Annotated in this window: 21 protein-coding genes; 10 read left to right on the forward strand and 11 right to left on the reverse strand. The window is 44.3% G+C overall.

Annotated features, from left to right (window positions below):
- Position 1 precedes the first annotated feature (1 nt).
- From G493_RS0124170 to G493_RS31125, 5 genes are read left to right on the forward strand one after another with little or no spacing between them, the layout of a single operon-like run.
- Positions 2 to 826, forward strand: a complete 825-nt coding sequence (locus G493_RS0124170) for a menaquinone biosynthetic enzyme MqnA/MqnD family protein (RefSeq protein ID WP_035275886.1) — start codon at positions 2 to 4, stop codon at positions 824 to 826.
- Positions 827 to 854: 28 nt separating this feature from the next.
- Positions 855 to 1,577, forward strand: a complete 723-nt coding sequence (locus G493_RS0124175) for a class I SAM-dependent methyltransferase (protein WP_028582406.1) — start codon at positions 855 to 857, stop codon at positions 1,575 to 1,577.
- Entirely contained in the window at positions 1,574 to 2,146 is a 573-nt protein-coding gene (locus tag G493_RS0124180) for a UbiX family flavin prenyltransferase (RefSeq protein ID WP_232363827.1), read from the forward strand. The genes G493_RS0124175 and G493_RS0124180 overlap by 4 nt, the downstream gene beginning before the upstream one ends.
- Positions 2,146 to 3,003, forward strand: coding sequence for a UbiA-like polyprenyltransferase (locus G493_RS0124185; RefSeq protein WP_028582408.1), 858 nt, complete (start codon positions 2,146 to 2,148; stop codon positions 3,001 to 3,003). The genes G493_RS0124180 and G493_RS0124185 overlap by 1 nt, the downstream gene beginning before the upstream one ends.
- Positions 3,004 to 3,056: 53 nt before the next feature.
- Positions 3,057 to 3,896 (forward strand): DUF3108 domain-containing protein, encoded by an 840-nt coding sequence (locus tag G493_RS31125; RefSeq protein ID WP_161629887.1) that lies wholly within the window; start codon positions 3,057 to 3,059, stop codon positions 3,894 to 3,896.
- A 69-nt stretch (positions 3,897 to 3,965) separates the two neighbouring features.
- Here G493_RS31125 and G493_RS0124195 read toward each other — a convergent pair whose 3' ends face one another.
- Both G493_RS0124195 and G493_RS0124200 read right to left on the reverse strand, forming a co-directional pair.
- On the reverse strand, positions 3,966 to 4,343 hold the full coding sequence (locus G493_RS0124195) for an Hsp20/alpha crystallin family protein (RefSeq protein WP_028582409.1): 378 nt from the start codon (positions 4,341 to 4,343) through the stop codon (positions 3,966 to 3,968).
- A 25-nt stretch (positions 4,344 to 4,368) separates the two neighbouring features.
- Positions 4,369 to 4,827, reverse strand: a complete 459-nt coding sequence (locus G493_RS0124200; protein ID WP_028582410.1) for an Hsp20/alpha crystallin family protein — start codon at positions 4,825 to 4,827, stop codon at positions 4,369 to 4,371.
- Positions 4,828 to 5,047: 220 nt separating this feature from the next.
- On the opposite strand from G493_RS0124200, the gene G493_RS0124205 reads away from it, so the two are divergent.
- The gene (locus G493_RS0124205) at positions 5,048 to 5,941 is read left to right on the forward strand and encodes a phosphoribosylaminoimidazolesuccinocarboxamide synthase (RefSeq protein ID WP_028582411.1); all 894 of its coding nucleotides are present in this window, start codon (positions 5,048 to 5,050) and stop codon (positions 5,939 to 5,941) included.
- A gap of 59 nt (positions 5,942 to 6,000) precedes the next feature.
- On the opposite strand, the gene G493_RS0124210 is transcribed toward G493_RS0124205, so the two are convergent.
- The 6 genes from G493_RS0124210 to G493_RS0124245 all read right to left on the reverse strand — a co-directional run bounded on the left by G493_RS0124210 (position 6,001) and on the right by G493_RS0124245 (position 11,280).
- Positions 6,001 to 6,231 carry an RNA-binding S4 domain-containing protein gene (locus G493_RS0124210; protein ID WP_028582412.1) on the reverse strand — a complete coding sequence of 77 codons (231 nt, stop codon included), beginning with the start codon at positions 6,229 to 6,231 and terminating at the stop codon, positions 6,001 to 6,003.
- A gap of 27 nt (positions 6,232 to 6,258) precedes the next feature.
- The gene (locus G493_RS0124215; RefSeq protein WP_028582413.1) at positions 6,259 to 6,753 is read right to left on the reverse strand and encodes a deoxycytidylate deaminase; all 495 of its coding nucleotides are present in this window, start codon (positions 6,751 to 6,753) and stop codon (positions 6,259 to 6,261) included.
- Positions 6,750 to 7,601, reverse strand: coding sequence for an alpha/beta hydrolase (locus G493_RS31130; protein ID WP_035275860.1), 852 nt, complete (start codon positions 7,599 to 7,601; stop codon positions 6,750 to 6,752). The genes G493_RS0124215 and G493_RS31130 overlap by 4 nt, the downstream gene beginning before the upstream one ends.
- Positions 7,602 to 8,172: 571 nt before the next feature.
- The gene (locus G493_RS0124225; protein ID WP_028582414.1) at positions 8,173 to 8,919 is read right to left on the reverse strand and encodes a TerC family protein; all 747 of its coding nucleotides are present in this window, start codon (positions 8,917 to 8,919) and stop codon (positions 8,173 to 8,175) included.
- Positions 8,920 to 8,949: 30 nt separating this feature from the next.
- The gene (locus G493_RS0124230; protein WP_028582415.1) at positions 8,950 to 9,786 is read right to left on the reverse strand and encodes a pyruvate, water dikinase regulatory protein; all 837 of its coding nucleotides are present in this window, start codon (positions 9,784 to 9,786) and stop codon (positions 8,950 to 8,952) included.
- A gap of 450 nt (positions 9,787 to 10,236) precedes the next feature.
- A complete protein-coding gene (locus G493_RS0124245) occupies positions 10,237 to 11,280 on the reverse strand; it encodes an NAD(P)/FAD-dependent oxidoreductase (protein WP_028582417.1) in 1,044 nt (347 codons plus the stop codon).
- Positions 11,281 to 12,102: 822 nt separating this feature from the next.
- On the opposite strand from G493_RS0124245, the gene pepN reads away from it, so the two are divergent.
- Together pepN and G493_RS0124255 are read left to right on the forward strand one after the other, a co-directional pair.
- The gene (gene pepN, locus G493_RS0124250; protein ID WP_028582418.1) at positions 12,103 to 14,766 is read left to right on the forward strand and encodes an aminopeptidase N; all 2,664 of its coding nucleotides are present in this window, start codon (positions 12,103 to 12,105) and stop codon (positions 14,764 to 14,766) included.
- A gap of 452 nt (positions 14,767 to 15,218) precedes the next feature.
- The gene (locus G493_RS0124255) at positions 15,219 to 15,881 is read left to right on the forward strand and encodes an alpha/beta hydrolase (protein WP_028582419.1); all 663 of its coding nucleotides are present in this window, start codon (positions 15,219 to 15,221) and stop codon (positions 15,879 to 15,881) included.
- Positions 15,882 to 15,952: 71 nt separating this feature from the next.
- On the opposite strand, the gene G493_RS0124260 is transcribed toward G493_RS0124255, so the two are convergent.
- Positions 15,953 to 17,911, reverse strand: a complete 1,959-nt coding sequence (locus tag G493_RS0124260) for an SLC13 family permease (protein WP_232363828.1) — start codon at positions 17,909 to 17,911, stop codon at positions 15,953 to 15,955.
- A gap of 259 nt (positions 17,912 to 18,170) precedes the next feature.
- Here G493_RS0124260 and G493_RS0124265 point away from each other — a divergent pair, with 259 nt between their 5' ends.
- A complete protein-coding gene (locus tag G493_RS0124265) occupies positions 18,171 to 19,010 on the forward strand; it encodes a cytidylate kinase-like family protein (protein ID WP_028582421.1) in 840 nt (279 codons plus the stop codon).
- A gap of 11 nt (positions 19,011 to 19,021) precedes the next feature.
- On the opposite strand, the gene G493_RS31135 is transcribed toward G493_RS0124265, so the two are convergent.
- Complete coding sequence (locus G493_RS31135) at positions 19,022 to 19,690, reverse strand: putative metalloprotease CJM1_0395 family protein (protein ID WP_084813765.1); 669 nt, start codon at positions 19,688 to 19,690, stop codon at positions 19,022 to 19,024.
- A gap of 348 nt (positions 19,691 to 20,038) precedes the next feature.
- Here G493_RS31135 and G493_RS0124275 point away from each other — a divergent pair, with 348 nt between their 5' ends.
- Entirely contained in the window at positions 20,039 to 20,767 is a 729-nt protein-coding gene (locus G493_RS0124275; protein ID WP_028582422.1) for a DUF533 domain-containing protein, read from the forward strand.
- Positions 20,768 to 20,941: 174 nt separating this feature from the next.
- On the opposite strand, the gene G493_RS0124280 is transcribed toward G493_RS0124275, so the two are convergent.
- Positions 20,942 to 21,940 carry an AIM24 family protein gene (locus tag G493_RS0124280; RefSeq protein ID WP_028582423.1) on the reverse strand — a complete coding sequence of 333 codons (999 nt, stop codon included), beginning with the start codon at positions 21,938 to 21,940 and terminating at the stop codon, positions 20,942 to 20,944.
- Between the last annotated feature and the right edge of the window lie 118 nt (positions 21,941 to 22,058).

A 22,058-nucleotide genomic window follows, 5' to 3' on the forward strand; every position in this document is an offset into this window, starting at 1 on the left:
TATGGCCCGTATAGGTATGGTTAATTACATTAACACTGCGCCGATTTATGAAATTTGGAAGGAACGAGTTTATCCTGATTCGTGGAAAATCATTGAAGGTCAGCCGAGTGCGCTGAACGAAATGCTTGCAGGTAATGAAATTGATTTAGGCTTTGTATCCTCCTACGCTTATTCCCTGGACCCCAAACGTTACCAAATCCTTGCAGGCCTTTCTATCAGTGCAACTGGCCCTGTAGACAGTGTACTGCTTCTTTCTTCGATTCCTCCGCAGGAACTGGGGGGGAAACTGGTATTGCTCACAGGTCAATCAGGAACTTCCGTATGTCTGGTCCGTATTATACTTGAAGAGTTTTTTGGAATCCAGCCGGCATACATTACCGGCAATGCCTATACCGCCCAGCAGGAGCATGAAGATGTGGCTGCTGTTCTTGCCATAGGTGACGACGCGTTGCGTATGACCATTGAAAATCGTTACCCCTATCGGCTAGATCTTTCACAACATTGGTATGAAGAAACCGGTTTGCCTTTTGTCTTTTCCGTCTGTGCCATCAGGCAGGAGTTTATTGATACACATCCGGATGATGCGCGCGCTATCCGGCAGGCCTTTGTTGATTGCAGAAAAGTGGGAGCAGAAAGAATGCCTGAGATCTGTGATCGGGTTGCACGTAGAATTCCCATGGACTGCGAGATGTGTTCAAGGTACCTGCATGGTATTGAGCATAATCTGTCCCCTGCAAAAATTGCAGGTCTGGAACGATTTTATCAAATCCTGATCCAACGAAATGAAGCAGATGCGGAAACCCTACCGTTGAAAATATTTGAATGATTTATTAAAGAGATAAAGAGAATTGTTCATGCAAGACCTGAAGCAGCCAGAAGTAAAGAAAAAATTTGTCAGAGAAAAATTTGCCTCCATCAGTGGAAAATACGATCTTCTCAATTCCCTCCTCTCGTTTCAGATTGATCGCTACTGGCGCTGGCGAACTACCAGGCTGTTAAAAGAGTTTCCCACCGGTCCGGTGCTGGATCTGTGTGCGGGAACATTGCCTTTGTCTCTTGAACTGGCCAGGCAAGCCAAAGCAAGAACAGTCCTGTCTGTTGATTTCTGCGAGGACATGTTACGGGCAGGGAAGGGATCACTGCCCGAAGACGAACGTCGCAACCGTCTGCATCCTGTGTGCGGTGACGGTGAAGAAATTCCTGTGCCTGACAACACTGTATGGGGATGTACTGTTGCATTTGGAGTGAGAAATCTTTCTCGTACACAAAAAGGGCTTGAAGAGATGTATCGTGTTCTTCGGCCAACTGGAAAACTCTTGATACTTGAATTTTCGCGACCAACCAACCCCCTGGTAAAGCCGGTGTATACGTTTTATCTGAATACCGTATTACCTGCTGTGGCTGGCATGGTTTCAGGAGATAAAGAAGCATATCAGTATCTGGCTTCCTCCATTGCCGCTTTTTATGAACCGGAAGAACTTCTCTCCATGATGCGGCAGGCTGGATTCAGCAGTGTGGAACGTAAACCGCTCACCTTTGGTATTGTTTCAATTTATATCGGAGTTAAAGAGGATTGATTACAGCCAAAAAAAGAATTCTTCTCGCTGTCACCGGGGCGACCGGTATGCTGTATGTGCCATCGTTTCTCAAGTTGGCTGCTGAAAACCAGGTAGAGGTTCATGGTATTATCTCAGAGGCCGGAAAAAAAGTGCTGCAGTTTGAGCTGGATAAACATGCTGAAGAGTTAGAGGGGGTCAATCATTGGTACGCATGCAATGATTTTACAGCTGCACCAGCATCTGGGAGCGCGCGTTTTGATGGTATGGTAGTCCTTCCCTGCACTGTGGGTACCCTGGGAGCCATTGCCGGTGGAGTCAGTTACAATCTCATTCATCGCGCAGCTGATGTATGCCTCAAAGAACGGCGCACTTTGCTTCTTGCAGTGCGGGAAACACCCTTAAATCGTATTCATTTACAAAATATGCTTCAACTTCATGATGCCGGAGCAATTATCTGTCCACCATTGCCGACCTTTTACAACAGACCAGCTGATTTTGCAGAGATGGCGCGTAATTACGCAGGCCGTATTTGTGATCTTATGGGAATTGAAAATTTGGGAGTAAAGCGTTGGGAGGGAAGTCTCTGATGGTGAATAAAGTTAAAATTCTACTTGAAATGATTAAATTCAAGCATACGGTTTTCGCTTTACCGTTTGCATTAATGGGAGCTTTTCTTGCTTCTCGAGGATTTCCTCCTCTTCCTGTTCTTTTCTGGGTAATCGTGGCTATGTTCGGAGCACGTACAGCGGCAATGGGGTTTAATCGTATCGCTGACCGTCATTTTGATGCTAAAAATCCACGTACAGTCGGGCGGGCGATCCCTGCGGGTGATGTAACTCTGGTTGAATCCTGGGGGATGGTTGCTGTTGCAACTGCTATTTTCTTTTTTGCCTGTGCGATGCTGAATTCTTTGACTTTATTGATTTCACCGTTTGCCCTGGGGTTAACTTTTTTTTACTCGCTGACCAAGCGTTTCACCTCATTGTGTCACGTGGTGTTAGGAGTCGCCCTCTGTCTTGCTCCTTTTGGTGGTTGGATTGCGGTTACAGGTTCTGCGGCCGGATATCCTGTTGTACTTTCGATCGGAGTACTTTTCTGGGTTGCAGGATTTGATACAATTTATGCCTGTCTGGATGCTGACTTTGATCGCAATGCCGGACTGCATTCTCTCCCGGCGAGACTCGGTCCAACCAATGCTTTCAGGTTAGCTGTAGGTTTTCATCTGCTCGCATTTATCCTGTTCACCCTTACTGGGTTTCAAACTGATTTAAATATAATCTATTATATTGGTATTGTGTTGACTGCAGGCGCGTTATTTTATCAACACTTTATTATCAGTCCCAAAGATCTTTCCCGGATACAGATGTCATTTTTTTCCATGAACGGTCTGATTGCCCTGACTTTATTTATTGCCACTTGGCTTGCCTTGGCCACTTCTGGCTGACGTGCGTAGTCCTGATTGGTGTCTGATTCTGCTATAATCCCATGGAGCAAATCATGATTCAAGCGAAATCGGCAGGGAGTTGGTCTGCAGTACTATTGACGCAGATAATGCCATTGCAACTGACAATCCTCCTTTTGGTCGTTGTTTGTCCCGCGCATGCAACTCTTCCCTGGAATGCGGCATCTGTCTCCAATATTTTTACCGGAGGTGAAAGGCTCCACTACTCCATAACCTGGAACCGTGGTGTGAAGATTGGAGATCTTTATATACAGGTAATAAAGGAACCAGATAAAACATACCATACCATACAGGCTGCAGTGAAAGATTACGGAGTTTTTCGTCTTTTTTATCCAGTTAACGACACGTTTATTACGCAGGTCAGCGGAAAGGATAAACTTCCCCTATCGTATTCAGTGCACCAGAGGGAAGGACGCGGTAAAGAAACATTTAGGGAGTATAGGTATGATCAGAAAAATTTTAAAATTACCTATAAAAAAAACGATCAGCCTGAAGAGGAATTTCATGTAAGCGGACCAGTATACAACGAATTCGCTTCTTTTTTCATAACCAGAGTATTGGATTTTGCCGGTCCGCCCCCCTATACAATACCTACTTTTGCAGACAAAAAACGGCATGAGGTTGAGGTGAAGGTAGTACAGCGTAAAAAGATAGACACTATCTATGGCAAGGTGCCTGCAATGCAGGTTACGCCTTTACTGCCTTTTAAGGGGTTGTATGAGAAGCAAGGAGATACTGTCATCTGGCTAACGGAAGATAACTGTCGTGTACCTGTGCTGATTAAGTCGAAAATCGCTGTAGGTGCATTGCGGGCAGACCTGTTGGAATATTCCAACCCAGCCTGTCCGCAATATAGTTTTGTTCAGACGGAATGAATCTCGGGTAAGCTTCCCGTATTCTCTCGTAAAGTAGCATCCAGGAATTACAGAAAAGCTGCTTAGAAATCAGGTCATTTGTACTTCAATTTTACGAGGTTTAGCTGGAGCTGATTTAGGCAGTACGATTTTTAGGACTCCCTTGTCAAGGTTGGCCGAAATGCTGGATTGGTCAATAGTTTCAGCAATAGTAAAACGACGCATAAAATGTCCTGCTTCATACTCCTGCAACAGAACTCTACCCTCTGGGATTTCGCAGGTCATTTTACCATGGATGGTGAGGATATCATCTTCGAGACTGATATCGAGCCCATCTCTTGTTACTCCAGGAATATCTGCGACAACTGTGACAGCCTGTGGGGTCTCATAAATATCAACCATCGGAGAATAATAGGTCTCTCCTTTTGTATTTTCTCCTGATACGACTGGTTTTTCAGTATTTTGCATTGGTATTCTCCTTGTTGTGAGCTGATTATTCTGCAACTATGTCAATCTTGCGTGGTTTTCCCTCTGTAGCTTTCATCAAGGTAATTGTGAGGATACCGTTTTGCAGGCTAGCCGTAACGTTGTCTGGATTGATTTTTACAGGCAAGGCAAGTGAGCGGCTGAAAGATCCTGCTTCGATTTCTCGCCTGTGATATGAGACGTGTTCTTCTGTTTGCATGTTGTCACGCTTCCCCTGAATGCTTAATGTGTCAGATTCAAGGGAAATATTCAAATCAGTTGCCGCAATACCCGGGAGTTCGGCCGTGACTAAGAGACGATCCCCCTGTTCGTAAATGTTTAATGCAGGATAAACATTGGTCTGGTTATACCAGTTTGAACGGTCTCCGTATCCGCGTGAGAGTTCATCCAGTCCTTTGCGTATACGTTCGAATTCTGCCCATGGGTTACGCAGAACTGGTCGTTCGGTGAAACGAATGAATGGCATGATGTCTTCCTCCCTTGTAAGATTGTTTACCCCAACAGTAAAATACAGTATTACTTGTAAGGTAAAATAAGGTGCTCTGGTCGGTTGTCAAGATACGCTTACGGCGGGGAAAGACAGCTGATTCAAACTATTTTAATGTGGTGTAACCGTCTTCCAGGTGCACCCCTGCACCTAGCGTCGCAGATAGAATTGTAATGGATAAAATTTTAGGAGTTTTTATATGAGCAATGCAATCGTTGCTACTGAATGTCCTGACCTGAAACTGCTCCACAGGGGAAAAGTACGTGATATGTACGAAATCCCCGGCGAGCCTGATAAATTACTCATGGTCGCTACAGACAGAATTTCAGCCTATGATGTGGTGATGGCTGACCCTATACCAGGTAAGGGCAAAGTTCTCACTGAAATTTCCCTTTTTTGGTTTTCTTTACTTGGAGATATCATGCCCAATCATCTGCTGACTGCAGATGTGAATGAATTTCCCGAAGTCTGCAGACAATACAGGGAGCAGCTTATTGATCGTTCCATGTTGGTTAAAAAGACCAAGGTCGTACCTATAGAATGTATAGTCCGAGGCTATATTTCCGGTTCGTTCTGGGCTGCTTACCAAAAAAATACCACTGTCTGCGGCTTTGCTTTACCGGAGGGCATGCTGGAGTCTGATAAATTTCCCCAGACACTGTTTACTCCATCAACAAAGGCTGAGCAGGGAGAACATGATGAGAATATCTCTCTAGCCCGGATGCAGGAACTGATTGGCAAAGAGTTGGCTGACAAAATGGCCGATGCAAGCATCCGTTTGTATGAGAAAGCTGCAGATTATGCACGCGGTAAGGGGATTATCATTGCAGACACCAAGTTTGAACTTGGATTGGATGGAGACGAACTTATTTTAATAGATGAGGTGCTCACGCCAGACTCTTCAAGGTTCTGGCCTTTGGATGAATACCAACCCGGTAAAGGGCAACCAAGTTTCGACAAGCAGTTTTTACGCGATTATCTCTCCTCGCTGGATTGGAATAAACAGCCCCCAGCACCAGCATTGCCAAAAGAGATACTGGAGAAAACAGCTATACGCTATGAAGAAGCTCGAACTCGCCTGACTGTTGGGTGATGTTGATTTTTTGTTCCCCTGTCCAATTGGCTCATTGGACAGGGGATATAACAGATGTTTTATTCATCTGCATTCTTAACAACAACCAGTTGCACGTCAAAACATTCCACCACATCGCCAGGCCTTATTTTTCTTCTTTTACGGGTCTCTGGTGTACCATTGACAGAAACATATCCTTCGCTGACAAGATATTTAGCCTCACCTCCACTTGCAGAGATATTCTCTCGCTTCAAAAGTTTAAAAAGTTCAATATATTCGGTGAAAAGGGTAACTTTATGTTGTTCTGTCATACTATGCGGGAACTGTAAGGGAAGTAGCTATTCGGTAAGAAAGTTCAAGAGAATGGAAGATCTTTCCGGAATAAACTGTCGATATACTGTATTTGATTTTTTCAGCATCAGTTTGGAGGCCTGCACAGATTCTGTATGCTTATATTTATCAGACAGATATATGATTTCCCGTATACCTGACTGAATAATGACTTTAGTGCATTCGTTGCACGGAAAAAGAGCTACATATATGCGACAATCCCGCAGATCAGTGGTAATGGCATTGAGAACAGCATTCAGTTCTGCATGGCATACGTAGGGATACTTGGTGTCCAGAAAGGCCCCCTCACGTTCCCAAGGGAGATCATCATCTGAGCAGCCCCAGGGAAATCCGTTGTAACCAACGCCAACAATTTTGTTTTGCGGATTGGCAACGCAGGCTCCCACCTGGGTTGAAGGGTCTTTAGACCGCAGCCCTGAAAGCAGGGCTACAGCCATGAAATATTCATCCCAAGAGAGATAGTCTGTTCGTTTACCTGTCATTGTCCTGATGTTTTCTGAGCTTGTTTATATGCTTTACGTTTTGCTCGCCAGTCCAGGGTGGCACCTATGGTTTTATCTATGAACTGTTTGATTACCTGGAAGTAAATAACTCCTCCATTTAAAATAAGAGAATTATGATCAGCGCCAGGGACTATTTGTAATTCTTTGGCTCGTGCACCGCAGGCAGCGTGCAGCCGTTCTGCCTGCCACATGGGGATGAGCTGGTCATATTGGCCGTGAAGAATAAAAGTTGGCTTGTCGAACTGTTCGATTTTCCCACCATTGTTAAATGTCTCGCCTTCCTTGAGTCCCATAGATTCTAGATCGAGGCCGAGAACTTTAGCTAGAGGCAGGGTCTCTGCAAATCCTGATTCAATAATCAGGCCCTGAATATTTTCTTTCTGCTGAATAGCCACATCTATAGCACAGGCGCTGCCAAGTGAGCGACCCATTACAAAGATAGCATCACTATATTCCTTTTCCTGAAGCCATTTTTTTACCGTACAAAAAGAGGTATTGCTGTCAGCCAGAAAGCTGCTGAGCAGGGGGGTTCCACCACTCCAACCATACCCCCGATATTCAACAACAGCAAAATTGAGGCCCTGTTCCAGGTACATGGGTGCAATATCGTCGTAATCTTCTATGATTTCACCATTGCCATGGAAAAATATGATGGTTGGTGCCTGTTTCTCTGCGGTGAAAATGCGGCAGGCAGTTTTTATACCATCCTCCAGTGTAATATCGAGATCCTGTGCATGGGGCGGAGGGGAAGTTTGCACAGCCTTTCTTGGACTAAAGATAACTTGTAATATCTGAGGGTTGTCAGCAATTTCAGTTGTGTTGACCACGGTGTTCTCCGTTGTTACAGAATGTTTCCTGCACTGAATATTTCAGATGCAGGAAACAGATAGATGATACTCCGTCCTGTGGTGGTATACCAAAGGTTGTGAGTGGTGTTTGTTGTATATTTGAAAGGACGTTATCACTGGAAAAGATCCATGGGTAAAAAATCAGCCTTTCATTATTTGATCATAGCCAGACAATTTATACCATACCGATGTTCGAAGATGCCCGCATGAAAAGCATAAACCATCGAGTGATCAGTGTGGCATGAAGTAAGTTGTATTTTGTCCGGCATCATACAGGATAACGTGCTGGAGGTCTAGCCCACTTTTCTCACCACGTAGTTGGATAAACGTTTCATTGGCTGAAATATAGGTTTTGTTGGTTGCCCCCTGTTAAACCGTATCCTGGACTAGGTCTATGTTTAAACCTGAGAAGGGGTGGAAAGATCGCAGTAAAATATTACTCTGCTCTGTTGGTCTCTCCACATATAATCCGGTGTAATTTGTTTATAGTTGTTATTATCGGCGCCCCTTAAATGATTTTTGTGCAACGACTGTTGGCACATTCACATTTCTATTTTTCCTGTAATTTTCTTCGTAATTTTACAGGTCGGGTCTGACGCTTACGAACTTTGATGTTGAGCATTTCCACCCCTATGGAAAAGGTCATGGCAAAGTAAATATAGCCTTTGGGGACGTGGACATCAAATCCCTCTACAATCAGGGTGACACCGACCAATATTAGAAAAGAGAGAGCAAGCATTTTTATCGTGGGATGTTGTTCTACAAAATCACCTATGGCTTTAGCCGCAAACAGCATCACGGTCACAGCAATGATAATAGCTATGGCCATGATGGAAATATGATCCACAAGGCCCACTGCAGTTATTACTGAATCAAGGCTAAACACTACGTCCAGAAGAGCTATCTGGATCAGCACGCCACCCAGACCGGCAACTGGTGGAGTACGCAGAGCTTCAGACTCTCCTTCCAGGTTTCCGTGAATTTCATGGGTGGATTTTGCAAGAAGGAAAAGACCTCCGCCCACAAGAATTATGTCTCTGCCTGATATTTCCTGGCCAAGTATTGAAAACCATGGTTCTGTTAACCCCATAACCCAGGCAATGGAAAACAGTAGCAGTAATCGGACCAGCATGGCTAGCCCCAGTCCAACCTTACGACCAATTGATCGTTGACTTTTGGGTAGCTTGTTAACCAGAATAGAAATGAAAATGATATTGTCAATACCCAGAACAATTTCCAGAGCTGCTAATGTGAGCAGGGCTATCCAGGTTTCGGGACTGGAAATCCAAGGTGTCATAGAGGATGCTCCAAGTTCTAAAAATCGATATCATCTGAGTTTGGCCAGATATTTACCCCTTCTTGTTTTACCTTTTCCCACGAGTTGCACAGCCTGGACAGCCAGTTCTTCAATGGAGCGCCCTTCCACATTAAGGGTTTTCAGATCATAACGCCGGTAGAGTTGACGCGCCTGCTGTAGCTCTCGCGTGCAGGTATCCAGGCTGGCATAGGTTGATCCGTGGTATCTTTTTTCTCGTATTTCATGGAGATAGCGAGGGCTGGCGGTCAGTCCGATAGCCCTTGATTTGTTTTTCACAATTTCCTTTGGCAATTCATGTTTGCCTAGATGATCTGCTGTAAGAGGGAAATTTGCCGCTTTGAGTTCCATATGTGTTGCCAAATAAATGGATACTGGAGTTTTGCCGGTCCTGGAAACGCCAACCAGGATGAGATCTGCGATATCGTAATCCTTGGGTTTGGTACCATCGTCATGCTCAAGGGAATAATGAATGGCATCAACCCGTTTAGTCATTTTAGACATGGTAAAATGGCGCGAATATCCCGGTTCACGGAGGGCACATACACCAAGACTGGTTTCTACTTTTTCCAGGGTTTCTAGAAAGATATCGAAAAAGAGGACATCCGGGTGATTGAAAACATCCCTGGTGTGCTGATCCATGATGGTGCAAAAAAGAAGAGGCTTTTCTTCTTTACACTGGTCAAGGATACGATTAAGAGCTTCTTCAGCTTCTGCAACTGTATGAATAAACGGAATTTTTTCTTCTTTAAAACGAAAGCCGCTGAATTGAGCAAGTAATGCCCTGCCCATATCTTCGGCAAGTATGGCTGTCGAACCAGATATATAATACACATTTTTCATTTGCATAAAAGCACCTGTCTATTCTCGTTTGTGGCAAAATAAACAGCGATTTGGTGGTGGGTGGTCTTTTGCCAGGGGAGCTGTTCCTTGTTCACTGTGGCATTGGGCGCAATGTCTTTCAGCTTCCTTTTTTTTCATATTCCAATATTGGACATGGGTATCATCCCGTGGATAATGGGGCGTTGTTTCAGCAGGGGCCTTGTAAAGAAAGAGAAAGATTCCAAGGCATACGAGAAGGAAAAGACTGTTAAAAAGGTATTGCTTTTTTTTATTTTTCATTGAGTAAGGTGGGTGTCGTGCGTCTAACTGTTTAATAGCATATTGAAAATTAGAGGGATCCTGCCTGTAAATGTTTTTTTCAGGGCCTGCACTTTCCTGAATTTGAGCAAAAATCCCAAGGGGCGCTGCATATGATAACCATCCAATATTTCTGCGGCCATTATGTATAGGTAAGCATCAGTCAGCCATTTCCAATTCTTGAAATGGGATAAGTTTCATACGCATACACAAAACAATAAAGTTTATCATGAGTTGGCAACTCCAAGGGTATTTACTGCTATATTTCAGCATCTTATTATGGCGTCTTTGCTTGTTGACCATCAGATCTATACGTGCTGTTTTATATGTTGGGTCTGCAATGGCCCTGGCAACTTCACAGCCAGAGACAATTGCAGGATAAATACCTTCGCCTGTTAATCCTGATGCCAGGCCAGCTGCTTCACCAATAAGCCAGAATCGACCAAAACAATGCCCCCGGTAATCATAATTGACCAATCCTGCCTTGATCATGTTGGATGGGATATGGAGTTGCTGTGCACCGGTCCATTTTATCAGATGTTTCTTCAGTTCTCTGGCCGGGATACTACCTGACTGTACATAGGCTCCAACAGAGCAGGTTTCCTTGTGTGGAAAGATCCAGGCATACCCATTGGCAAACAGTCTGGGATTGAAATGCCATTGCATCTGCTGGCGATGAATGGCGAGGTCGGCGTTGAGCCCAAGGCCCATTTTTTCATTTGGAAGCTTGAGAAAGCGCCTTACAAGTGAATTCGCGCCATCTGCACCAATCAAATGGTTAAATCGGATGGTCTTGACCTGTTGCTCCCTGTTCAACAGTGTTACGTGTTTATCAGAAATAGAGAGTACCTTGACTCCTGAAGCAATATGAGCCCCTGAGTTGAGAGCCTTTTTAGCCATCCACTGGCCTAAACGGACTCGATTCACGGTGGCAATAATTGGATTCGTTTCGCGGATCTTGCACTGCTGAAGAGTTGTGACAATTGTTTGCTCAGGAAAAGATTGCTCTACAAGATTTTCCGGAACGTGCTGTAATAGACCACTCCAGGTGATTCCACCGGCGCACACTTTTTCTCCAATGGTTTCTTTTCTTTCAAGAAGCAGTACCTGTTTGTTTTGGAGGGCAAGCTCATAGGCGCAGGAAAGGCCTGCTGGCCCGCCTCCAATGATGAGTATATCTACATGTTCTTGTATGGGAGACATAAACGGGAAAATATTTTCGCGAGTTTTCAAATGGTTTGTCACTGATGCAATCGCACCCATTACAACGGTATTGATATGGGAGGCAGGTTTATGCAGACGCCTTTGGTCGACGGTAAACAGACCGTTCCAGTTTTCTGGTAAATTTCTACGGGCCTAGGGAGTTTGTCGGAGAATTGCTATTTTTCTCAGATTAAGGCAATTTCAGGAAATTCAGCACATCCATATAGTTGATATTTCGAGTATTGTTTTTCTGAAAATAACATAAATATGGGAAAAAAGAGCCTTCGCCGACAGACTCCTAAGATACGTCAGCTGCTTGAGAAGAGCAAGTCCAGAGCAAATAATCGTCTCGTTTTTTTAAGGTAAAAATATCATGTCTGCCCGCTATATCCATGTTCTGTATCCGTTATTCAGCACCCATCATTCATGAACAGACACCATTTACGTTCTTGTCCCATCAGCTCTGTTTAATCTGAGAAAATATAGTCGTAACATGATATAAAGGACTGTATTTTTCTATAAATCCTATTCTAGGGCTAACTCCTGGCAAACTTGCTTGACTGAACCTGAAGTATTGGAAAAACGGTTGCCTTGAGGTTGCGTAAACAGATAACTGATGGATATATAGTCAAGTGTTGTAGATATTGTCTTTCCAAAGGATTTCAGGTGTAAATGAAAAAAAACAGGGTATTCAGTCACGACTGTGGTACTATCTTGGAATTCTTAACATCCGTAGATGGGTACGGATTTTATCAGACAGCAGTTTTCCTCGTTTTCTCTTCTTTAACGCGACATTGCATACCATATAAAGGAAGCATATCCATGACCTCAACGAAGAAAGAGATTTTTCTCAAAGATTATTCCCCACCAGCCTATTGTATTGATACGGTTGATTTGACCTTTGAATTGGATCAACAGGCAACCGTGGTTACCTCTCGGTTAATGGTGAGAAAAAACAATCTGGTTTCTGAATCTCTTCCCCTGGAACTCGATGGGGAAAAGCTCCAGCTCAAATCTGTTAAGATCAACGACACGGTACTTGCCCCAGGGCAATACATCCAAACCGATGAAACTCTTTGCCTTGAAAATGTTCCGGATTCCCCTTTTGCACTTGAAATCGTGACGGTGATTAATCCTGAAAATAATACAGCCCTTGAGGGGTTGTATCTTAGTTCAGGTAATTACTGCACGCAGTGCGAAGCAGAAGGATTCCGTCGAATTACCTATTATCCTGACAGGCCTGATGTGATGGCGGTGTTTACAACCCGCATTATTGCAGATCCCGAACAATGTCCAGTTCTCCTGTCGAATGGTAACTTGATTGAAGAGGGAATGTTGGCGGATGGAAGAAAATTTACCCTGTGGCAGGATCCCTTTAAAAAACCAAGCTATCTTTTTGCGCTGGTAGCAGGAAAACTGGTCTGTATACAAGATACTTTTACGACCATGACCGGGCGAACAGTTGATCTGCATATATATGTTGAAGAGCGTAATAAAGAGAAGTGCGGACATGCCATGACCTCTTTAAAGAAGTCCATGCGCTGGGATGAAGAGGTTTTTGGTCGAGAATATGATCTGGACCTCTTTATGATTGTAGCTGTTGATGATTTCAATATGGGTGCCATGGAAAACAAAGGACTGAATGTCTTTAATTCCAAATATGTGCTGGCCTTGCCCGAAACTGCTACTGATGCTGATTTCGCTGGAATAGAAGGGGTCATCGGCCATGAGTATTTCCACAATTGGACGGGTAACCGGATAACTTGCAGGGACTGGTTCCAACTGAGTCTGAAAGAAGGGTTGACGGTGTTCAGGGATCAGCAGTTCTCAGCGGATATGACTTCCCATGCTGTTAAACGTATTCAGGACGCGAATATAATTCGATCATTTCAGTTTAGGGAAGATTCTGGTCCCATGGCGCATCCAGTCAGGCCACCTTCTTTTGTAGAAATCAACAATTTTTACACGTTGACAGTCTATAATAAAGGGGCAGAGGTTATCCGGATGATATACACCTTGCTTGGCGCAGAACAGTTCCGTAAGGGGATGGATCTCTATTTCCAGCGCCATGATGGGCAGGCAGTAACCTGCGATGATTTTGTCCAGTCAATGGAAGACGCATGTGGCGTGGATCTGCGTAAATTCAGACGGTGGTACAGTCAAGCAGGTACTCCTGAGTTACAAGTTTCAACCAGTTTTGATCCAGATAAACAGGAATATACCGTTCATGTGAAACAATCGTGTCCCCCAACCAGGGAAATGGATCAAAAAGATCCTTTTTACATGCCATTGGCAATGGGTATACTTGATCGGCACGGAGAGGTGCTGTTTCCTTCGACCTTGGATGGTATCCTGGCTGATAAAAAATCCGGAACTGTGGTTCATATCATGCAGGATGCAGAGCAGAGCTTTGTCTTTAATGGCGTTAAAGAAGAGCCTGTGTTGTCTTTTTTGAGGAATTTTTCCGCTCCTGTAAAAGTAAAAATTGAACGAAGCAGTGAAGAACTCGGGTTACTCATGGCCCATGACCCGGATTCATTTAATCGTTGGGACGCCAGCCAACAACTCATGGCCAATGCTATTCTGGAACAGTTGGAAATAGAGAGTGATCAAGCTTCTGTGCAGGCTCCTCCGGTTCTGCTCAAGGGAATAGAGACATTACTCGAAGATCGGGAGAGTGATCCTGCCCTGATTGCCAATGCCTTGATATTGCCTTCGGAAAATTGGCTTGGGCAGCAGTTGCAAGCCATTGATCCTGTGAAACTTTTCCGTGTTCGTCATCAGCTGCGTCATAGTATCAGTGAACGTCTTCGCGACCTCTTTTTGGCCAGGTATCAGGAACTGGCCTCTGATAAAGCATATATCTACTCTCCAGAGGAAACAGGAAGAAGGGCGCTTCGTAACTGTTGTTTGGGTTATCTGCTTGTGGCAGATCTTAAAGAAGGAGTAGCAGAAAAACAGTTGCAACTTGGCGAACAGCAGTATCGGACTGCTGATAACATGACTGACCGTATGGCTGCCTTAAACGGTGTTGTGCATGGAGATCTGGACCTGGGAGACCGTTTGCTGAAAGAGTTTCATGCGACCTGGGGACATGACCCGTTGCTCATTGATAAATGGCTTATGCTGCAGGCTTCCAATCCTTTGCCCGGCACACTTGAACGAGTAAAGAGCTTAACTGAACATCCTGATTTTTCATTGAAAAATCCAAACAAAGTACGTTCTCTCATCGGCGCGTTTTGTAGTACAAACCATGCCCAGTTTCATGCTGCGAACGGAGCAGGATATACTTTTTTGGTTGACACCATATTTATCCTTGATGACATGAATCCACAAATAGCAGCTCGGATGCTGACACCGTTGACTCAATGGAGACGCTATGAAAGCAAGCGTAAAAACCTGATGGAGCAACAGTTGGTTCGCCTGAAAAATCACGGAGGACTCAGTAGCGATGTGAGGGAGATCGTTGAGCGCAGTCTTGAATGAGTGTAACTGCACAGTGCACCTGATCATTTCGCGCCCATCCTGCTTGCGAAGACCTCAGGTGTACTGTAACCCCAGCTAGAAGGGAGTTGTCAAGCGTAGTTACTTTCCCTATGAGTAGTTACTCATTGTCGGTCGCATATATATATGCAAGACCATGAGAAGGGCGGAACAGTCAATGTTTCGTCCTTGTCTTGATGTTTGTTATTATGGAAAAGGGATATTCGTAACTGACCACAGGTACTCCACGGAGTCTCCCGATGATCGCTTACCTCTTTGCACGATCGCGGTGTCCCGCATAGACCTACAGGAGTCTTCACATACCTGCGAAAAACCGCGCTTGCACAAATTTGAAGCGCCTGTGACCCGTTACGACTTAGACCCAATTGAAATATCAGTGTTGTTAACTCCGTGATCAGTTACGGAATATTCAGAGTAAAATCTGGAGGAGTACCATGACGTTACTGCCAGCAGTTGAATTGACTACAGGATCCATCCCCGATGCAACTGTTATCTGGTTGCATGGTCTTGGTGCTGATGGAAATGATTTTGCCCCAATTGTTCCTGAATTGCAGCTTCCAAAGAATGCACAGGTTCGTTTTCTCTTCCCACACGCCCCGTCTATTCCTGTCACGGTGAACGGCGGTTATGTCATGCCGGCCTGGTTTGACATTTTGGAAATGGAGATTGACCGTAAAGTTGACTCCCGGCAATTAGTCAGTTCGGCGGAGAAAATTCGCCTGTTTATCGATAGAGAGATTGAGCGAGGCATAAACAGCAAGCGGATACTTCTTGCAGGGTTTTCCCAAGGAGGCGCCGTAGCATATCACCTGAGCCTCACTTATGATAAACCACTGGGAGGATTACTTGCCATGTCTACCTATTTTGCGACCAGTGATATTATAGAAGTTTCTGATGCAAACAAGGCATTACCAATAGCTATCCAGCATGGTACCTTTGACCCTGTGGTTCCAGAAAATCTTGGCCAAAAAGCTGCTGCAACGCTTAGTGAGTGGGGATATGTTGTGAGATACCAGAACTATCCCATGGAGCATAGTGTCTGCCCGCAGCAGATAGATCATATAAGTGAATGGTTTGTTGAAAGGTTGGGTATGTAAACCGTCATTTATATGGTTTAGTTTAGCTGGAGTACATGGGTTTTTTCCATGTACTCCTTAATACATATTTTTTAGTAAAATAGCATGAGCATTGTCGTCAAGACAATGAGGAAAAGCAGCGTCATGCCTGTACCGGTTTTGATATAGTCCATGGTTTGATATCCTCCAGGTCTCATCACCAAGGCATTTACCTGATGTGTAGGTAAGACAAAGGTGTTAGAGGCTGCCAGTGCAACAACCATTGCTGCAAGCCTTGGATCAACTCCTGTTTCTGTGGCCATATCCATGGCAAGTGGTACCAGTAGTACAGTGGCACCTACGTTTGAGACAACAAGGGTGAAAAAGGAGGTGAGGACACCAATGATCAGTAAAAATAGTCCTTCGGGGACAACTCCCAAGACTCCCATGATGGTTGTTGCCATCCATTCAGCAGCTCCGGATTTTTGAAAAGCGAGTCCCAGTGGTATAAGACCAGCCAGAAGAAATATAGTCATCCAGTCAATTGAGCGGTAGGCTTCGTCTATTGAAAGCACCTTGAATAAGACCATACCCAGTGCCCCTGTCAACAGGCATATAGAGAGTGATATGTTCATCTGAAACCCCAAGAATGCAGCAACTGGTTTCAGCCAGAGTATCATGGCCAAGGTGATCAGGAGCCATCCAAATGCAACTTTTGCTTTTTCTTCTCTGACAACCTCTCCTTTAATTTCAGTGGTAAACGCAAAACATTCTTTTTTGCTGAGCTCACGAAATTTTTCCCACCTGCCAAACATCAGCAGGGCATCGCCGGTTTTGAATGTTTCTTTGGTAATCTGATTAAATTGGCATATGCCATCTCGGCATAAAACAACGGGAACTATACCGTTTCGTTTACGAAAGCGACGTTCTCTCATGTTGGTTCCGACTAACTCTGAGCGAGGAGTTATGATCCCCTCAACCATCCCAGCGTTATTGGGCGAGAAGTCCTCTGCAAATGTATCGAGGTCACCTTTAAAAATCCAGCCGAGGTCCTCTGCACATTGCCTGACGTGTTCTTCATTGCCAACCATGGCCAGGGTTTCGCCGGAATGGATGAGTTCATAACGGGTGGGTGCATAGTTTTTTTGTTTGGTATCATGGGAATAGACACCGGCAATACTTACGTGGTACTTGTCACGGACATGGAGTTCTTCCAGGGTAAAGGAACCAAAGTCATCAGGTATATCGACCTCAAAAACGCCTGCTATCTCCTGGTAGGTGTCAGCCAGAGAGGCTGGCATGAGCGCACTGTCTTCCTGGTTATCTTTTTTATTGGGCATTACCATTCGACCCAAAAACATAAAATAGCAAATCGCCGCAAGAACCAGTGCTATGCCAATGGGGGTTTGCGTAAACATGCCCAACGGTTCAACTTTTGTTCCCAATGTATTGAGTTCATTTGCCTGGTAGATAAGGTCGTTAAGAAGAATGGTGGGACTTGCTCCCACAAGAGTTATTGTTCCTCCAATGATTGCACAATACGCCATGGGAAGAAGTATTTTTGAAGGAGAAATACCAGTCTGCCTGCCAATCCTTCGAACTGCAGGAAGAAATAACGCTGCAGCTCCAATATTTTGCATAAAACTCGATATAAATGCCACAGTTACAGATATAGATACAACAATACTTTTTTCAGATTTACCGGATATTTTCAATATGTAACGTGCAAGTAAGTTCATGCACCCTGTTTTATCCAATCCTGCACCGATAATAATTACACCTATGATAGCAACCACGGCATTACTTGATAGACCGCTGATTGCTTCCTGGGGTGTCACAAGGTTAAGCATTGGAAGTGCGACCATCATGAGTATGCCAACAACATCGACTCTTACCCATTCAAAGACGAACAGGAGTATGACTAGGATCAGAACCGAAAATACAATACCCATTTCAAAGGTAAAGGTTGGTGCTCCCTGGTTTGGCAACTCAGCTGCCTGTAATGCCTCGAATCCAAGAAAAAATATACCTAAAGTATAGAATATCATTCTGAATACCTGGGATTGTGACATGTAAACTCCATTTGGCTAATTTGAAGAAATAGTAACCGTCCTGCCTATATTGTACTAAAAAATATCATGGGTTTCCCACCAATTCTATGCAGTTTTATAAATTAAATTTATCAAATTACTTGAAAGGTGAATACCTATTCATTGTATTGACGTGGTAACTCAGGTCATAGTTGCACATAATTGATTTGACTGAAATGAACTACTTAATTATGATAAAAGTAATGAGTATATATATTGATTCAGACATGCGAGGTGAGGAATGTCAATTATAACTATTTCTAGGGGATCTTTTAGTAGGGGCAAAGAAGTTGCTGAGAAACTGGCAGAAAAGCTTGGTTATGAATGTGTATCCAGAGAAATATTACTGGAGGCTTCTGAAGAATTCAATATTCCTGAGATTCGTCTTAAGAGCGCTATGCATGATTCTGCATCCGTTCTTGAAAGATTCAGCCATGGTAAATTAAGATATATAAGCTATTATAAGTATGCTCTCTTAAACCATGTAGTGAATAATAATATCGTTTATCATGGTTTAGCTGGTCAATATATACTTAAAGATATACCTCATGTTTTTAAAATACGAGTTCAGGCAGATTTTGAAGATCGTATTGAACAAGTTATGAAGCATGACCATGTTTCACGGAATAAAGCTATATCTATCATTAAAAAAGATGATAAGGAGCGACGAAAGTGGAGTTTGCAGCTGTATGGGATAGACACAAAAGATAGCAGTTTATACGATCTTGTAATTAATATTCACAAAATCACAGTAGATGACGCTGTTAACCTTATTTCTTCTGTGGTGGATACTCCAGCTTTTCAAGCTACTCCTGAATCTCAGCGTAAAATAGAAGATCTTACCTTGGCAGCGAAAATTCATGCTTTATTAATAGACTATTCGTTGATGGTTGAAGTCAAGGTCGAGAATAAAACAGCCTGTCTTTCAAATATCGGCGAAGTGCTTAAATATGATGAGGTTATCAGGTCTCGCATAGAAAAGATCATTTTAGCTATTGATGGTATCGAGCAGGTTAAATTTTTGGACGAAATCACTGAAAAATACGATCATGTTAATCCGTTTTATAATATAGGTCGATAAATTGTCCTCTTTTAGGCGACAATATCAAGAGGTTGGTAAGAGTCCTGTCTGGATGAAGGGGGGGATTCAGAGGGAGACGTCTCTTCGCTGACATTACCGGTATTATCATCATTTGAGGGGGGTAGAGCTTCGGCTCTCTCCTGTTGCAATTCGCTCCTGGCCTGGTTAGCTTTTGCAGAAGCTTGAGCCGCGATTTGTCTATCAGCTGCCGACGGATTGGCAGGTGCCATGGCTGCATTTCGAACGGTTTCCATTTTTGTGATGGTTTCTTCAGGTGTGGACTCTTCGCTCAGACTGATTGGGACTTCTCCCCCTACAGCATAGCGTTTACCGTCAGGACCTTTTTGATATGTGAAACTCATCCCGCCAGCGGCGTATTTTCCAGCCTGGGAAAGATGGGCCTGCTCATGAGCCCGAACTTCTCTGTCTCTCGTTTTTAGTTTCTCTACAGCTTGCTGTTCTTCAGGGCTTAGGCCGTATTCTTCAGCCTGGCTGGTTGAATTTTTCGAGTCTGCTTGAGGTGGTTGTTCGTCGGTTCTTCGGGAAGCTTCCTGCGCCTCTGGAGATAAAGTAACTTTGTCAGCTATTGGGTTTTGTTCCGTGGGATCATCATTATCCTGGGAAACCGATACAGGGATATATACCTGTCGGACCGGTTCGGAGCTGAGCGATTGCTGCATATAGGCCTGCATGCCCATTGAAACAGCAATATGTGATGGTATATTTTGGCTGATCTGCATTGTTTGCATTTTATTGATTTGGTATCAGTATAATCATACACGATCATTGGTTTTCAATGCAAGTCATACTGCTGATTTTGGGATAATTTTTTCATTTCTGTCTAAGGGGTGAATCCAGTGAAATAATAATGATTGAGGACAGCTGCGTGCTTGACAGTTGTGGAAGAGAAATCCATAGTGTAAGGCTATTGAATTGAATATTTCTGACTGTCGCAACAGGAGAAATGATTTGTTAAAAAGGCCATGATGTATCAAAAAATACCATGGGCTGTAACCCAACATTCGCATATGATAAATACAGAAAAACTGCTTGGCAAAGTACTTGGTGAGATTACAGGCTCCGGATATGGAAAAAAAAGTAAAAAGGGTAAGAAACAGAAATCAGGATTTGACGCAGTAGCTGACCAGTTGACTTCCGGTAAAGGGCTGATGACGATTATTGGCCTTGGAGTAGGGGCATATGAGATTTATCGTCAACAACAAGGGCAGCAACAGCCTGCAATTCCCGGTGGAAACCCGTCTCCAGGCTACCAGGTGCCTCCTGCACTGCCTTCATCCGGTAACGTTCCACCTCCCCCTCCACCGATTCCGTCTTCACCTCAGGTGTCAGGGCCTTCTTCCTCAAACGTCACTCCTCCTCATGGCTCGATCGATAACGAAGTTTCGGAGCAGCATAAACAGGAGCTTTCCCTGCGCATGATCCAGGTTATGGTTGCGGCGGCACACGCTGACGGGACTCTGGATGAAGCAGAAGAACAGAAAATATTGGATAAATTACAGGGGGCAGACCTGACAAGTGAGGAAACCATATTTTTGCTGGAAGAGTTGCATAACCCAAAAAGCATTGCTCAGCTGATTTCGGGAATAGATGTTCCGAGAATGGGAAAGAGCATGTATATGCTCGCTGCTGCTGCCATTGAAATCGATACAGAGGAAGAACGGGCCTGGCTTGATCAGCTGGCAGAAGCCTTGGGGCTCAGCAAAGGAATGCAGTCTTTCCTAGAACAGCAGGTATAGATTTATTTGCCTGTTTTCCCTTTAAGGCGTGTATGCGGCCGCTGAGTCGGCAGACGACGTTGAGCGCCCGCGAATACTTTGTTCAGAAAGAGTTTTACTGCAGCATGTAGATAGAACAACAACAGGGCCCCAAAAAAAGAAGGAATGGAGTCCTGTTGTTGTGATGGCTGTTGGTTATCGTTCAAACATGTTTGCCAATCCGCCAAGGACAGACCCCTCACCCTGGGAGCCTCCCGGTGTTTGAGGAGCAGCATCCCATATGCGTCCTGCGAGACGTGAGAAAGGCAGCGACTGCAGCCAGACATGACCAGGTCCCTGGAGTGTTGCAAAAAAGAATCCTTCCCCGCCGAAAACTGCTGATTTGACATTGCCTACAAATTCAATGTCGTAATGCACGTTTTGAGTTAAAGCTACCAGGCAGCCGGTATCCACACGCATTGTTTCACCAGCGGCAAGTTCTTTTTCCACGATGGTTCCCCCTGCATGGACAAATGCCAGGCCATCGCCATCCAGCTGTTGCATGATAAAACCCTCGCCACCAAAAAGTGCAGTGCCGATTTTCTTTTGAAAAGCGATTCCTATGGCCACTCCCTTGGCTGCACAGAGAAAAGCATCTTTTTGGCAGATTATGCGGTTACCGTACGAAGAGAGATCCAAGGGGATGATTTTTCCGGGATAGGGCGCTGCAAAGGCAACCTTTCCTTTGCCTGGGCCTGTATAGGTAAACATGGTGATAAACAGGCCTTCGCCAGTTATCAGGCGCTTGCCAGCACCCAGCATTTTATCAAAAAAACTGCCGGATTGGGATGATTGAGACCCGTCTCCAAACACGGTTTCCATTTGGATTTGGTCGTGCATGTACATCATAGCCCCAGCCTCGGAAACGACACTTTCATTGGTATCGAGTTCGATTTCAACAAATTGCATTTCCTGACCAAAGATTTCGTAATCAATTTCATGGGTAAGCATGGCAGCCGGTGGAGGTGGAGCAGTCGCAGGGCTGGCGTTTTGCTGTAATTCCTGAACACTTGTCGCTGGCACCCAGTCTGAAAAACCATCCCTCCATACGAGGGTGTTGGCATCATAGCGACCGGAAGAGAGTTCACCGATAACCTGTTCTCTGCTGAAGGGGCCTTGAGATTTACCATTAATCGCGATATACCAGTTTGTCATTGAAGACCTCGTGGGTAAATAAAGTACAGATAAAAGTTGTTACAAATATTACAGAATTGTTTTGCGCAGTGTGTCAAAATTTCCATAGTGCTTATATTACACCAAAATACGTTACAGG

Source organism: Desulfogranum japonicum DSM 18378 (assembly GCF_000429945.1).
GTDB lineage: Bacteria > Desulfobacterota > Desulfobulbia > Desulfobulbales > Desulfobulbaceae > Desulfogranum > Desulfogranum japonicum.

Bases quoted from the DNA above. Each gene is read 5' to 3' on its own strand.
- G493_RS0124245 (WP_028582417.1), bottom strand. From the start codon at position 11,280: ATGTCTCCCATACAAGAACATGTAGATATACTCATCATTGGAGGCGGG.
- G493_RS0124205 (WP_028582411.1), top strand. From the start codon at position 5,048: ATGAGCAATGCAATCGTTGCTACTGAATGTCCTGACCTGAAACTGCTC.
- G493_RS31125 (WP_161629887.1), top strand. From the start codon at position 3,057: ATGATTCAAGCGAAATCGGCAGGGAGTTGGTCTGCAGTACTATTGACG.
- G493_RS31135 (WP_084813765.1), bottom strand. From the start codon at position 19,690: ATGCAGCAATCGCTCAGCTCCGAACCGGTCCGACAGGTATATATCCCT.
- G493_RS0124210 (WP_028582412.1), bottom strand. From the start codon at position 6,231: ATGACAGAACAACATAAAGTTACCCTTTTCACCGAATATATTGAACTT.
- G493_RS0124230 (WP_028582415.1), bottom strand. From the start codon at position 9,786: ATGCAAATGAAAAATGTGTATTATATATCTGGTTCGACAGCCATACTT.
- G493_RS0124280 (WP_028582423.1), bottom strand. From the start codon at position 21,940: ATGACAAACTGGTATATCGCGATTAATGGTAAATCTCAAGGCCCCTTC.
- G493_RS0124265 (WP_028582421.1), top strand. From the start codon at position 18,171: ATGTCAATTATAACTATTTCTAGGGGATCTTTTAGTAGGGGCAAAGAA.
- G493_RS0124170 (WP_035275886.1), top strand. From the start codon at position 2: ATGGCCCGTATAGGTATGGTTAATTACATTAACACTGCGCCGATTTAT.
- G493_RS0124275 (WP_028582422.1), top strand. From the start codon at position 20,039: ATGATAAATACAGAAAAACTGCTTGGCAAAGTACTTGGTGAGATTACA.
- G493_RS0124260 (WP_232363828.1), bottom strand. From the start codon at position 17,911: ATGTCACAATCCCAGGTATTCAGAATGATATTCTATACTTTAGGTATA.
- G493_RS0124200 (WP_028582410.1), bottom strand. From the start codon at position 4,827: ATGCCATTCATTCGTTTCACCGAACGACCAGTTCTGCGTAACCCATGG.
- G493_RS0124195 (WP_028582409.1), bottom strand. From the start codon at position 4,343: ATGCAAAATACTGAAAAACCAGTCGTATCAGGAGAAAATACAAAAGGA.
- G493_RS0124175 (WP_028582406.1), top strand. From the start codon at position 855: ATGCAAGACCTGAAGCAGCCAGAAGTAAAGAAAAAATTTGTCAGAGAA.
- pepN (WP_028582418.1), top strand. From the start codon at position 12,103: ATGACCTCAACGAAGAAAGAGATTTTTCTCAAAGATTATTCCCCACCA.
- G493_RS0124225 (WP_028582414.1), bottom strand. From the start codon at position 8,919: ATGACACCTTGGATTTCCAGTCCCGAAACCTGGATAGCCCTGCTCACA.
- G493_RS0124215 (WP_028582413.1), bottom strand. From the start codon at position 6,753: ATGACAGGTAAACGAACAGACTATCTCTCTTGGGATGAATATTTCATG.
- G493_RS0124185 (WP_028582408.1), top strand. From the start codon at position 2,146: ATGGTGAATAAAGTTAAAATTCTACTTGAAATGATTAAATTCAAGCAT.
- G493_RS0124255 (WP_028582419.1), top strand. From the start codon at position 15,219: ATGACGTTACTGCCAGCAGTTGAATTGACTACAGGATCCATCCCCGAT.